This is a genomic window from Deinococcus marmoris DSM 12784, from assembly GCF_000701405.1.
Lineage (GTDB): Bacteria > Deinococcota > Deinococci > Deinococcales > Deinococcaceae > Deinococcus > Deinococcus marmoris.
Window position 1 is genome coordinate 21,140 of record NZ_JNIV01000051.1, and the last position, 12,410, is coordinate 33,549.

10 protein-coding genes and 1 pseudogene are annotated in these 12,410 nt (G+C 64.2%); 7 read left to right on the forward strand and 4 right to left on the reverse strand.

What is annotated here, in order from left to right; genetic code table 11:
• Positions 1 to 12: 12 nt before the first annotated feature.
• The gene (locus Q319_RS27910; RefSeq protein WP_162178653.1) at positions 13 to 672 is read right to left on the reverse strand and encodes an HNH endonuclease signature motif containing protein; all 660 of its coding nucleotides are present in this window, start codon (positions 670 to 672) and stop codon (positions 13 to 15) included.
• Between the two features lie 424 nt (positions 673 to 1,096).
• Here Q319_RS27910 and Q319_RS0113140 point away from each other — a divergent pair, with 424 nt between their 5' ends.
• Together Q319_RS0113140 and Q319_RS0113145 are read left to right on the forward strand one after the other, a co-directional pair.
• On the forward strand, positions 1,097 to 1,531 hold the full coding sequence (locus tag Q319_RS0113140; protein WP_029482950.1) for a hypothetical protein: 435 nt from the start codon (positions 1,097 to 1,099) through the stop codon (positions 1,529 to 1,531).
• Between the two features lie 664 nt (positions 1,532 to 2,195).
• Positions 2,196 to 2,903: a hypothetical protein gene (locus tag Q319_RS0113145; protein ID WP_029482951.1), complete on the forward strand. Its 708-nt coding sequence runs from the start codon at positions 2,196 to 2,198 to the stop codon at positions 2,901 to 2,903.
• Positions 2,904 to 3,214: 311 nt separating this feature from the next.
• On the opposite strand, the gene Q319_RS0113150 is transcribed toward Q319_RS0113145, so the two are convergent.
• Entirely contained in the window at positions 3,215 to 4,666 is a 1,452-nt protein-coding gene (locus Q319_RS0113150) for a hypothetical protein (RefSeq protein WP_029482952.1), read from the reverse strand.
• A 329-nt stretch (positions 4,667 to 4,995) separates the two neighbouring features.
• A complete protein-coding gene (locus tag Q319_RS0113155) occupies positions 4,996 to 5,766 on the reverse strand; it encodes a hypothetical protein (protein ID WP_029482953.1) in 771 nt (256 codons plus the stop codon).
• A 507-nt stretch (positions 5,767 to 6,273) separates the two neighbouring features.
• Between Q319_RS0113155 and Q319_RS0113160 the strand changes: the two genes are divergently transcribed.
• Both Q319_RS0113160 and Q319_RS0113165 read left to right on the forward strand, forming a co-directional pair.
• The gene (locus tag Q319_RS0113160) at positions 6,274 to 6,507 is read left to right on the forward strand and encodes a response regulator (RefSeq protein WP_029482954.1); all 234 of its coding nucleotides are present in this window, start codon (positions 6,274 to 6,276) and stop codon (positions 6,505 to 6,507) included.
• Positions 6,508 to 7,015: 508 nt separating this feature from the next.
• Positions 7,016 to 8,878, forward strand: coding sequence for a hypothetical protein (locus tag Q319_RS0113165; protein WP_156039334.1), 1,863 nt, complete (start codon positions 7,016 to 7,018; stop codon positions 8,876 to 8,878).
• Between the two features lie 1,278 nt (positions 8,879 to 10,156).
• On the opposite strand, the gene Q319_RS0113180 is transcribed toward Q319_RS0113165, so the two are convergent.
• On the reverse strand, positions 10,157 to 10,930 hold the full coding sequence (locus tag Q319_RS0113180) for an IS982 family transposase (RefSeq protein WP_029482956.1): 774 nt from the start codon (positions 10,928 to 10,930) through the stop codon (positions 10,157 to 10,159).
• Between the two features lie 150 nt (positions 10,931 to 11,080).
• On the opposite strand from Q319_RS0113180, the gene Q319_RS28285 reads away from it, so the two are divergent.
• The 3 genes and pseudogenes from Q319_RS28285 to Q319_RS0113190 all read left to right on the forward strand — a co-directional run.
• Positions 11,081 to 11,905: a hypothetical protein gene (locus Q319_RS28285; protein WP_211252365.1), complete on the forward strand. Its 825-nt coding sequence runs from the start codon at positions 11,081 to 11,083 to the stop codon at positions 11,903 to 11,905.
• A 33-nt stretch (positions 11,906 to 11,938) separates the two neighbouring features.
• Positions 11,939 to 12,043, forward strand: coding sequence for a hypothetical protein (locus Q319_RS29130; RefSeq protein ID WP_425387991.1), 105 nt, complete (start codon positions 11,939 to 11,941; stop codon positions 12,041 to 12,043).
• Between the two features lie 138 nt (positions 12,044 to 12,181).
• A pseudogene (locus tag Q319_RS0113190) lies at positions 12,182 to 12,410 on the forward strand (IS4 family transposase); the annotation flags it as partial.

The window sequence follows — 12,410 nt, forward strand, 5'->3', positions numbered from 1 at the left end:
GGACACGGGAACTCACCCTGCGGTGATCAGGTGCAGGAGACTGGCGGGACCAGCCTTTCCCGCCAGATTCGCATGAACAGGGATCTCGAGCCTCAGCGCGGCCACCGCCGCCTCCCAGCCCGTCGCGCCTGGCATCGGCAGTGACTTCCAGGTCTGGCCAGTCCGCGCCAGGTGTACGGCCGAGACCGAGACCCCCAGCAGCCGGGCCAGCTCGGTGTCCAGGCCGTAGCGGTGGGACAGCGCGCGCAGGCGGATCACCGTGGTCGCGCTCAGGCGGGCGCGCCCGTTGCCCTCTCCTGTCCGTCCACCCCGGCCCTTCTTGCGGCCCTTGTGGGACGCGTCACGCATGTTCTCGCTGTGGCTGCCCAGAAACAGATGCTCGGGGCGCACGCACAGCGGCGTGTCGCAGGTGTGGCAGACATGCAGCTCGCTGGGGGGCAGTTCACCATGTGTGAGCATCCAGGCGACACGGTGCGCGCCCACCTTGCGGGGGCCCAGCCGGAACAGGCCGTAGCCGCTGTTGCCGGTTCCACCCATCCACAGCCAGCAACCCTCTCCCACGCCCTGCGCCACCTGGCCCCAGAAGCGCTCGCGCAGCCGTTCAGGGTACGGCGTGTGGTGCAGCGGGGTGATCGGACCGGGATGGGGGCCTGTTCGGGCGGGGACGGACATCCCGCCCATGGTCCCGCGCGGGCCTGCCCCGTCACCACCCTGCCAGAACGCCCAGACCGCGGCGGCGCCGTTGACCGACATGAGACCGGTGAGCAGCAGAAATTCTGGCGCCGGCGGGCGACTGGAGAAGTGAGAAGGACCCAGGCCGGACCCTGATGGCCCGCAGGCCTTGACGACAGCGTAGGGTGACGCGGACCTGCCACCGACACGTGCAGTGACGTCCCAGTCGATGCGCCAGATGCGGCTGACGTTGACGGACCGCGCGCTCTGCCCAGAGGCCCCGGACTTTTGGTCACCGCCGAGCCAGGTGAGGCGGTCGCCACTTCCAGTCTGCCCGCCGCCCTTCGTCACCCGCACTCCACTTCCTGAATGGCCGAAGCCCTCATTCCAGCGGCTCCCGATAGAGCCTCCATAGAAAGTCACCATGGACCTGACCATTCTGAAAGTCCGCCACCCGGACGTCCGCAAGACCACGCGCACTGATCCGCACGCCGCTGCAACGGTGGCCGTCCTCGGCCGGGTGCTGGGCGACGCCGAGACCGGGGCCAAGAACAAGCCAGCGACCCCTCAGCTTGACCTGATCGCTGGCGTCACAGGTGCGCAGCGCGCCTCACTGGAAAAAGAGGTCCAGGACCTCGCGCAGCTGGGCCGCAGCACCGACGTGGCGGGCCGCGAACTGGGCATTCTCCAGGCGCTGCAGACCGAGGTCACCAGGGTCAAGGCGCAGCAGGACGCCAAGAAAGACGCCGGGACCACGAACATCGGCGCGGTCATGAACGTGCTCAGGACCCACCACGCCGGCCATTACGACGGCGCCGTGGCCGGCCGCCTGGCCAGAGAGGCGCTTTCCCCCACCTGAGCTCACACCGCCTTCAGGCCGCATCTCCCCGACAGGGGCGTGGCCTTTCGTGTGCTCGGTGCTGCGTCGCCAGCACCATTCGGATCCAGCGGACCAGCCCACCAGCGCAGACTGGAGTCCACCATCCTTGCGGCTCTGGCATCTGGAGGGCTTGCGGGCCGCCCTCCGGATGCCAGGAGGGCGCAACAGCGCCGGGCCCTGCACAGCGCCCCGGACCACGCCTGCTCTGGCCGGACCGGTTGCCTGGTCAGTATCCGGCCCAGCCTGTCACGTACCGCCGCGCTTGCTTTCCCGGTGAACAGGGTATGCCAGGCACGGTTCAGGATCAGGACTGCCGCGAGACAGGTCCAGCTGCGCCTGACACGACAGCCCGGGGATCCAGGGGCTCAGACGCGGCCGGGCGGTCACCATGGCCCCGAGCAGACCACCTTCTGGTTAAAGCGGGGCCAGGACTCTGGCCCACCCTGCTGGCCTCAGCAGCGCTGTTGAGCGTCGCCTGTAGAACCGCTGAGCCGGTCCGGTGCAGAACACGTTCTACAAGGGGGGCAGAAAAAATGATTGTACTAGACACTGGTGGGCACGGGCCCCGGCACGACATTGGCCCTGACGTCCAGCGACATTTCGCCCCGGCCAGCACCTGCTGGTCTCACCACATGAGGTCTCTATGAAACAGCAACAACGGGTGCTCTTCACCCAATACCGGACGCAGCAGATTTTGCGCGCAGACGACGGTCAACTCAGCGGCCTTCGCTCCTCAATGGGCGTCACCTTCTCTCCCAGTCAGGGCGAGACCCTGACGTTCCCCGCCGATCCCCTGCTCGGCCTGGCGCCAGATGAGGCGCGCGCCGCCTTGCTCAGAGGGCCTGACCTCGATCGCCCTGCGGTGCTGACTGAACTCGTGGCGGCGCGCTACCGCCTGGCTGACCCCAACCCCTGCCCCCTGGAGACCCCCGAGAGCCGCCGGGCAGCGGCCGTGCTGGATCTGCTGCTGCCCGGCGACAGGCCCATGAAGCCTTATTCCAAGTCGGACTTTGCATACAGCAGCATGCTGGCTGACCGGTTCATGGGTTACAGCCAGAACCCCGGACTGTCGGACCATTCGCCTGATGATTTCACTCACCGTGAGGCCCTCAACGCTTTTAACTCCGCCTATGACGCGGCCGACGTCCTCGCCTGCTGTATCAAATGCGCCACGGTCTATTTCTACGAAATCACCCAGCTGAGACTTGAGGCGCTTGCGACCCTGACCATGATTTTTGAGGCGATTGAAGCCAAGGCAGCGCGCGACCGCCGGTTCAGCGAGGACCTGCATGCGGCCCTCGGCGCGGGCTGGGCGAGCCCCCAGTACGGAGCGCCCCTCTCAGTAAATTAAGCCCTGACGTTGTGTGTGGGCCGCGCCGCAGCTGTGCGGCGCGGCCCACACCGTTGTGGAGAGGTGACCAGCAGACAACCCAGATGGTGACCGGCCCTATCAACACGCCCTGCTTCGGTCCGTCCGCGGTGGGGATGCTGATAGGGCCAGCGTCCGGGCGCGCCAGCCTGGCGGCCCACGCCGGCACTTCGCCACCCAGACCAACCCGGCGGCGCTGTCACCGGGGTGTCCCCCGATCTGGAATGGGCGCTGCGTCAGCTGGGTAACGACACCGCCCTGGGAAAGCAGGCTCCTGGCGGGAGCGGTGAAGTTCAGGCCTGGGCGCCAAGCTGCTGGTCAATCCAGTGTCGCACAGTCGGGTTGTGGACAAACGATCCATGCGTTTTGTGATCGAGCTGCAACCCTGCATCGGGCGTCCAGGCGATGACACTGCCCCCAGGCACCAGAGCAGCAGTGAAGTGCCGTTGCATGCCCAGCAGTGGCGTGTGTGGACGGCCTTCCAGGGCGTTGCTGATCAGGTAGAGGATGGTCCGGGGATAGACCGCTGAGACGGCGCTCCCCTGACCGACTTCCGTGCGTTCCTCGTCGGCCGTCAGCCCCAGAAAGGAGAACCCCATGGGCGCGGGCGAATTGAGCAGGGCCTGAATATGCCTCAGCGTGTCCCGGAAAAATTGGTGCGTGTTGGCTGGTGCGAGATAGATGGCACGGTCCACGAAACCCACATAACCCCGGGCGGCCACGGCGCGCAGTGCATGGTCGACGAACATACCACCCAGGCTGTGGCCCAGGAGGTCCACCTGAACACCGGCCCGGAAGAGGCCGCCCAGGACTTCGAGCCCAGGAGCGCCCTCAACGAACAGGGCGCCCGTTCGGTTCTTCATGCTGTTCCAGAGGACCGCGCCGATGCCCAGGTGGCTGACGAGCGCTTCCACCCAGTGGATCCGTTCATCGAAAGGTGGCGCTGGAAGTTCGGTCTCGCCAGGGCGGCCGCCACTGGCATGCACGCGGAATTGCGGCGCGTCGACAGTGCCGTCCAGGTCGCTGGGACCTGTCAGTGAGTGCTGAAGGTAGGTGATCAGGGCTGCCTCACCAGCCGCGTCCTGCCGCGCCATGCGGGCGGCATCCTGAGCGGCCGCTTCCAGAATCCTGGGGAGCTCTTCCTGAGGCCGCGAGACGCGCAGCGCGAGCAGCTGTGTGAGCTCCCGGGTCAGCTTCTCGGCATCGCCTTTAAAGGCGTCCTTGAGCGGGTCTGGAGCACCGATGACGTAGCCCCAGCGCACCTGGCGCCTCGCTCCATCCGGAACATCGTTGAAGCTCATGGGCGTGCTGTCCATGAAGAAGCGTTGGACAGGTCGAGAATCGGGAGAAGTGGCACTGAATTTCGGGAGGAAGGAGCTGGGGCCACTTTGCTTGAAAAGATCCACCAGGGCACCAAAACGGTCCAGCACGTCTCCTGCAAAGACGCGATCGAGCTCCTGGCCGATCGTCTCGAAAAAGCCAGTGCGGGTGATGAACGTGACGCTCCACCGCGCCTGGCCGATTTGCCTGACGTCCGCAGCGAACCTCTCGCCTGCGGGTTGATCCACGAGGCCACCGTGGCTGGCCACCAGGACCGCAAGGAGCCTGTCCGCCTGCGCTTCTGCACGCGCGGCGGCTTCAACGGCGGTCAGCCACTGGCGCAAGTGCGAGGTGCTGTATAAGGTGCCGTCATCCTGAATAACGAGCGTGAGGTGCGGGTCAACGCCACTGCTGGGACTGCTCATGGGACCTCCCAAAGACTCTTGAGAACAAGGACACTGTTCTATTTTTTCAGAATCTGAAGCGCGCGTTCTCAGACCAAGGTTGATCGATCCGCTCAGCGCCCGACCCAGCGCCCCGGCGGCCAACCGGCCGAGTGCAGCAGGCGTGACGGTTGCGCGCCACACAGCTTGAAGTTCACACGCACCGTGGAAAGGTCCATTGCGCGCGCTCCCCTATCCACCTGGACCACCAGCCTGCAGCTCACGCGCCAGCCGAGAGAAGGAAATGGCCGTGAACAATGACGCCGGGGCGCGCAGGCGGGACACGCCTGCGCGCCCCGAGAGACCAGTGGTCAGGTGGGGCGAGGCGGCGTTCCGCCGGCCAGGTGCCGCAGCTCAGGAGACAGGCGCAGACCGGCCTGTCTGGCGGCTTCGATGGCAGCAGCCACCTGTCCAGCAGGCATGTACCAGATACGCCCGTTCCAGACGAACTTGGCCCCCAGACCTTTGACGATGTCATTCTTTGGCTTATCTGGCGGAAAGCGGAACACGATTCTCCCTCCCTCCAGGCGCACCTGTGGTGGAAAGAGGACCTGTTCGATGTGCAGGCGGTCGGCCGCGGTGAGCTCGACCGGCAGGTTGAGCTGGGTACACACGGTCTCCAGCGCCGCGAGGCTGGTCAGGGGGAACCCATGGCCATGGGCGGTCCACCGGTGCCCGGACACAGCACGAGCCACCCCGTGGCGGTCTCGTGGAAGCTGGAGAACGAGTGTGCCGCCGTACCGGGACAGCCCGTAACCCTTTTTACGGTGGCGGGCCAGCTCTTTTTCCGTTTTCTTGTCGGCCTGTGCCGCGGCGCGAACTTCCTGCACCTGCTCACTCGACGGCAGCGGAATGTGGCTCACGTCGATCCCGTACGTCTCGAGCTGGCGACGGTAACGCCGGCAGAGCGCCGCCGAGCACAGGATTTCTGCGAGGCTCCAGTCCTCGACCGGACGACGCGCGAGCCGATGCCCAATGAGGGCGTCGGGGCTGTTGAAACCTGCGTGATCGCGCGTCACGGCGCCGTCACAGTGCTGGGCCAGGGTCTGGAGCGCCGTCTGCACGTCCTGCAGGAGTTCCATGGAAATAATTTTATGGGCCGGTGGCGGATGGACCTGTTGTGCTGTCATGGGCGGATTTGAGCATGAGACAGTCATCCCCCAATAGCCCAATCCGACGCCTTACCAGCCGGTCAGCTGCAACGACCTGACAGGTCTGATGGGCGCGTTGCTTGAACGGTACTGACAGACACGCCCGGGGGCAGGCCAACCATCGACTGCCGGCCAGAAGCAACAACTGCGGCGGCAGCAGGTGACCAGAAGACGCAGATCTGCGTGGAATACGCCCGACGGAGGCACCGGGCCGCCAACCAGAACTGGGAACTGCCCCCCATGGCGCTGTGTCCCGGACGCGGCTTGAACAGCGTTGCGGCTCCCCGCACATCAAGCTCCACGGTGGCGGCGAACCCGGGCGGGTATACCGCCTCTTTACCCGAATGCGGCAAGGTGGAACCCATGACCCACCTTGCCGTTCACTGGCCGCGTTTCATCGCCCGAAAGGAACCGCCATGCGCCTGTTGATCGTTGAAGATGATCCCCACATCGCTGAACTGCTGCGCGACGGTCTGGGCGAGGAGTGACCACGTCGCCAGCGCAGCGCAGGGTGCAGAGCTGGCCTGGCTCGTTCCCTACGGCCTGCTGATCCTGGACGTCAGGCTGCCCGAGGGCATCGACGCGGGCTATGCCCTGGGCCGCCGATTGCGCGAGGACGGCCTGACCACCCCGCTCCTGTACCTGACGGCGCGCGGCACGGTGGAAGACTGACCTCCAGGTCCACGCCCTGCCACAGCCGCCGGGAGGCGACAGCGCGGCTCAGCAGGACTTCACCACTTTCCACAGGCCGTCTTCGCGCATCGCGCCGGCCGGGGTCAGGCCCGGGATCAGCCATGGTGCGCCGGCCTTGCCCTGGGCCTGCTGGCAAAGGCAGGTTGACCGGCTGCGGCAAGAATGACACGGTCTTCATGGTTCCTGCGGGCTGTGGAACAGATGGACGGGGCGGCAGCACCCGGTGGTGGCACGCCACTGCGCCGCATCCAGAGTCAGGCGTTGTGCCCCCAGCCCGGAAGGAATGACGTTTCCCTCCCATAAATGATGTGTCCCGCATGGACGACATCTATCGCGACTGGCACAGGCATTTTCTCCTCCTGCCGGAGCTTCCCTCCGATATTCCATGGGAGAGCACGGGTGGGGGGAAGGCCCCCCGCCATTTTGGGAGGCAAAAGGCGTCGGCAGAGGGAGGTCCGCGCCGAGGCAAATGCCTAGCATGCGCGCCATGCCCTTACACCGCACGCCTTCGTACACGCGGCAGTTGATGCTGGAGGTCAACGCCGGCGCCGACGTCATTGAGCTGGATGAGGTTCCAGGCGACCTCCGTGCGGCCGAGATCTGGGTGGCCTGGCTTCCTCAGATCGAGTTCGGCACCGGGCTCTACCTGGATCCTGACAGCGGCCGGCCATATAGGGTTCGCAAGGTGCCAATCGGCGTGAATGGAGAGCCCGCCAGGCCGGTCGGGCTCCCCCTGGAAACTGCGCGGCAGTTGGCCCTCCAGCACGGAGGTGGTCTGGGCATCCTGCTGCGCCCCGGGGACGGTTGGTTCTGCCTCGATCTCGACCTGCACAGCAGCGCCCTGACCCCGGACTGTGAGCTTGTCCAGCAGCTGATCCGGCAGCTGGGCGGCTGGGCCCACCTCTCGCCGTCTGGTCACGGTGTGCACATCATGGGCCGCGCGCAGTTGCCGGCAGGGCACCCCACCCGGCTCACGCTGCCGGATCTGGGGGCCGCCGAGCTGTACAGCCGCAACCAGTTCATCACGGTCACGACACTGAACTATGACGAGACCTATGACGAGACGCTCCCAGACCGCACCTCGGAACTGCTGAGCCTGCTGCACACGGCTGCAACGCCGGTGCTGGCCCACCGATCTGCACAGGAATGCGACACTTCGCGGGAGGCTTCCGGTCAGCACGGTACGCCGCAACGGCGTGGCCATGCGGCGGCCCAGACTACGAAAGGGGCCTCCAAAGCTCACCCGGTGCCGCGTGGCCTGCACCGTGCCCCAGTCGCGGAACGGGTGAAACTGATGCGCCAGCGACGTCCTGACGTGGCCGACATGCTTGACGGCAGGCTGGACGGCGCTGGGGAGCCACTGGACATCAGTAAGGTTGAGTTCAGTCTGCTGGGCCATCTGTATTACTGGCTGGATGGGGATGCCGCAGATATGAAGGCGGTCATGGAAGCCTCGGCCTTTGGTCAGGGCCGGGGGCGCCCTGAGAAATGGGGCACCACCCGGAACACGCAGCCCTACCTCGAATATGCCATTGACCGCCTGCGACAGAAGCGCGCGGGGGAGCTGACCTACCGCGATGAGGCCCGTGGACAACTGTACCGGGACCGGACAGTGACGGCGCAGCTCTATGCCCGGCTGGCAGCCGCGCCGGGGCATGGGCACACCCGCGCGGCCTGTGAGCGGCTGCTGGATGAGCTGCTGGCCCAGGCCTGCGGCCCACGGGTCAGAAAGCTGTCGGAAGACCAGCTGGTCCTGCCCATCTCGATGGGAGGCCTGCTGGCACGCCTGGGCGGGCGCCACGCCGATATCCTCAAGCGGCTGCAGCACTTTCAGACCCTCGGGATCATTGCTGGGCTGCACCGGCAGAGCCCGAACAGCCGAGCACCCTGGCGCGTCGTTCTGCACGGTCAGGCTGGGGCATTGGCCGCTGCCCTGCAGGCCCAGCCGGTCACGGAACTGCCGCGTTCACAGCGTGCCCGCATCCAGGCTTCACCTGCGGGTGTCGGGCGCGCCGCACGCGCTCTGCCGCTGCGAACACTGGCACCGGTGGCGCGGGCGGTGCTGCAGCACGAACTTGTGACCGTCGACGCCGTCATCCAGGCCACGGGGCACCAGGCACCCACGGTGCGTCGCTGGCTCAGGCAACTGCAAGATCAGAATGTCTTGACCGTGACACGCGGCGTGATCACCCCCCTCCGCAGCTGGCAGGAATACGCCCAGGCCATGAACCTCCAGACAAAAGAACAGCGCCATCCGGCCGTGACGCGCTGGAATACCCGGGTGCGGGACTGGAAAGAGCGGCAGGCTGTGTGGCGGCTGCAAGAGACCCACAAGCAGGACGCCAGCTGACCCTGACTGGCATGGGGGCCTGGCCAGCGACCATCAGTGCACACAGGAGCACAGCGGCCACGCGTGGAAGGCCCGCTTTGACCGCCACTTCGTTCCACCAGGTACACGGTCCTTCAAAGTTCTTCTGACCCTGGTTGAGGTTCCCAGCGTTCGGGTGCGTGGGTTGTCCGGTCACCCAGGACCGAGTGACGAAGCCAGCAGAGTCATCGATCTCCATCCGTTCGAACCCAGCCTGCCGGGCAACGTCGTGGGCTGGAGTTGGCCCTGGGTGACGGCACCACGCAACTGCGGACGGGCCATTCAGTCTACGCGGGTCACATGGCAGGTGAAGCGTTCGGCCATTTCTCTCCTGTCGGCGCGGACTGGGATTTCGTTGTTTTCCCCGTTGGGTCCCGGCCGGTTCGTCCGTTCCCCACAGCGGCAGCCGTGATCCCGGACCTCTGCCCGGCCGCCGGCCCGTACCAAACGCCTCCCATCCCTGGTCCTTGTCCCGCAGCAACGCCAGAGACACGCCGCCCAGTTGCAACAGCCTGCCCGGACCGCTTTACGCTGACCAGACGCGACGGGTTCTTCATCGACTGAGGTTGGCCCCAGCGCCTTGAGCGTCAGCTCCCTGTCCTGCAGCTCAGCGTGGCGGGGCAGCACACCCGGCCCCTGCACGGCCTGAGGCCCTGACTGCCCAGCGTCACCCGGCTCAGCAGCACAGGCAGCGCAATCACCTGGGTATCGCCGTGAAGCAGCAGGCGGCCGCCCCCACGAATCAGTCCCTGGCTGACCCGCCGCCCGTTGATCTCGACCCTCTCCCCTTCTCAGGCCCACACCTTGCCGCGGCGCACCAGCTGACCGGCCTTCAGGGCCACGTCGCGGTCGTGGTACAGCGAGATGTCTTGTCCATCCGAGTCGTCGGTTGTCAAGTTGGATATCTTCTCGGCTACGACTACGGAGGTCAACTGGTCGACACTGATTCCTGCTGCCCGAGCACTATGCTCAATGGCAATACAGGCGATCGATAAGCCGGATGGTCTTCAGTACTGGACAACTTCACTTTTTCGTCGTCCAGATCGGCAGAAAGCTTGATATGAGCAACGATCCCGTCTGGGACAAGAAATGCGCTGAGAACAGCTTCTGATCTCAAGCGCTTGTCGGCTCTGTCAGGAGGCGGCACGATGGATACAACGTTCTCTCAAACGTCATCCAAGCGACGAGCAAAGGCTTTTTCGCGTGCCAGTGAAGCTTAAATCCAAGTTGTCCGGTACTGAACGGATGGTCATACTCCGTTTAGGGCTTGGTCAGGTTGTGGGCAATGACGGCCAGGACGACGCGCAGCCGCAATGAGGCCAGTGTTTTGGTCTGAACAGACCGAATCCCCTCTGCAACCAGTTGGGAGAACACCGTTTCAATGCGTTTGCGGAGTTTCGGATGGCGGTCTGGCCGCCATCCGGTGTCATACCGGGAGTTGCTTTTGGGCGGATAGATGTAGCCCACGCAGCAGTACCCCTTGTCCCCCACAATTTTTGGCCCGTCAAAGTCGGGCCACCGTCGATTGAGTTCGTAGCTCACGGTGGTGTCATGCAAATTGGCCGGTCTGATCAGGTATTGCGCGACCTCACCGTCTTCCAGAACCCACGCGTGGAGTTTGTACCCGAAAAACTTCCCTTGCGTGCCGTAGCCCCATCTGGCTCCAGGAAAGTGACAGCGCCGCGTTCGTTTGGGACGGCAAATGGGGAGAGGCATGGAGTCGATCACCACCTCAGCACAGGGTCTGGACGGTGTACAGACCTTCTCCAAGACGGCCAGCAGACCGTTGGCCCGGTTGAAAGCTTGCGTGTAGGACGGCAGACCGGGGCGGTCTGCCTTAAGATCACTCCACCAGACCGATGGGTACGCCTGTTTGTAGATCAAGCGTGCCAGGAGCAGCGCGATGAGCATGGCATCAGTGACTTTCTGGTGGCGACACTTTTTTTGATTGCTGAAGTGCTTTTGAGCCCAGCGGTGGAGGGTGCGAATATTGCGGCGACGGCCTAAACTGTGGTGGAGACGATATCGAGCCATATCGTCTCACTTTTTACCGTCTGGGCGCGGAGAAATCTATGCCAGCGCAAGCCCTAAACGGGGTGGTCATATCGGTTCCAGAACTCCTGTACACAGAGTAATAGTCGCAAATCTTCGGCGTTCTGCGCAGCTTCCCTGTAGGCTTTGGCCGTGAACCCCAGCCCACACCTTGACGTGAGCAGACTGATTCAGGGCATCGTGCGCCACGACAAGAAGCTGAACACGTTCAAGCTGGCCCTGATTCGTGCCCTGAATGACACAGCCTTGAACTTTGCCGCTCTGTGTGGCCAGGGTGCGGGCGTCGCCGTCCCCTTGCGGGTTCTGGCCGAGTGGTGGATAGGCTACTACTGGCCGTTCATGGACGCTGAGCGGCCCATCCTGCAAGGCCCACGAGTCTTTCGCGACGGTGTCCTGCGGCAAGACGTGGCCTTTCGTCCAGCCTTGACGGAACTCAAGGAACTCTGGCAGGCTTCGCTTTTTGGCTCTGACCGTCCATCAGACGGCGTTGTTCTCGTCAACGAGATGAAGGTCAGCGCCCACGCCGCAGAATACGGGCTGGAACTGATGCGGAAATACGCTCAAGCTCTCCGGGCAGTGATGAAATGCGTGGAGCAGCCCATCACCTACGCGGGCGGGGCTGACGGTCAGTACGCGGTATTCTCCCGCCAGCAACGGCTGCGAGACCTGCCCGATACTGTCGTGCCGCTCCCAGGAACGGGGATGGACGAGCTTTGCGTCGTGGTGCCTGATGCCATGTGGGAAGGCTTCCGGTTCTATTCCGCGTTTATCGACGCGCTGTGCATCCACGAATGGAGCGAATTTACCGAGAATACGAACCAGACGGCCCAAGGCGTCAACCGGGGCACTGTCTATCAGGCGCTGACCGACAGACCCGACAGCAGACGTCCGCTGACCTGGGAGCGCAACCAGATCGATCTGCTCCTGCTGGAGGGCCAGCGGATGCGCTGCTTCTAGACAGGACAGCCGCTTGGGCTGGGAAAGTATGAGATCGATCACATCATTCCCGTCTCAACGTATCCCATCAACGAATTGTGGAATCTCGTTCCAGCCGAACCTTTTTTCAATAGACCTCTTGCGAAAGTCGTGCGCTAGGGTAGGGGATGGTTGGCACGCTAAAATATCACCAGTTCAGTACTGGACAACTTGATGTTGACAGTGTTCTGAACGGCATTTTTGCCGTTTGGGCATTTGATCGTAGTCTGAAACGGCAGTAGGCGGCTTCCTGAAGCTGTGAAACAAGAAGAAGCCGCCCAGATCGACGCTATCAAGTTCGTCCAGCTCCTGAAAGAGCGCTTCCCCTTCTTGCGCCGCGATACCCTGCAACGTGCCCAGGATGCGATATGTGCGCTGATTGAGCAGCGCTCCACCAATCAGCAGCAGTGGTCCCAGGCCATGCCTGGGACTGGCTCCCCAGAAGCCAAGAAAAAGCGTCTGGGACGGTGTATACAGGATCCGCAAC

Coding starts and splice junctions, on each gene's coding strand:
- Q319_RS0113140 (WP_029482950.1), top strand. CDS start 1,097: ATGGACCTGACCATTCTGAAAGTCCGCCACCCGGACGTCCGCAAGACC.
- Q319_RS0113155 (WP_029482953.1), bottom strand. CDS start 5,766: ATGGAACTCCTGCAGGACGTGCAGACGGCGCTCCAGACCCTGGCCCAG.
- Q319_RS0113145 (WP_029482951.1), top strand. CDS start 2,196: ATGAAACAGCAACAACGGGTGCTCTTCACCCAATACCGGACGCAGCAG.
- Q319_RS0113150 (WP_029482952.1), bottom strand. CDS start 4,666: ATGAGCAGTCCCAGCAGTGGCGTTGACCCGCACCTCACGCTCGTTATT.
- Q319_RS0113160 (WP_029482954.1), top strand. CDS start 6,274: ATGATCCCCACATCGCTGAACTGCTGCGCGACGGTCTGGGCGAGGAGT.
- Q319_RS27910 (WP_162178653.1), bottom strand. CDS start 672: ATGTCCGTCCCCGCCCGAACAGGCCCCCATCCCGGTCCGATCACCCCG.
- Q319_RS0113165 (WP_156039334.1), top strand. CDS start 7,016: ATGCCCTTACACCGCACGCCTTCGTACACGCGGCAGTTGATGCTGGAG.
- Q319_RS0113180 (WP_029482956.1), bottom strand. CDS start 10,930: ATGGCTCGATATCGTCTCCACCACAGTTTAGGCCGTCGCCGCAATATT.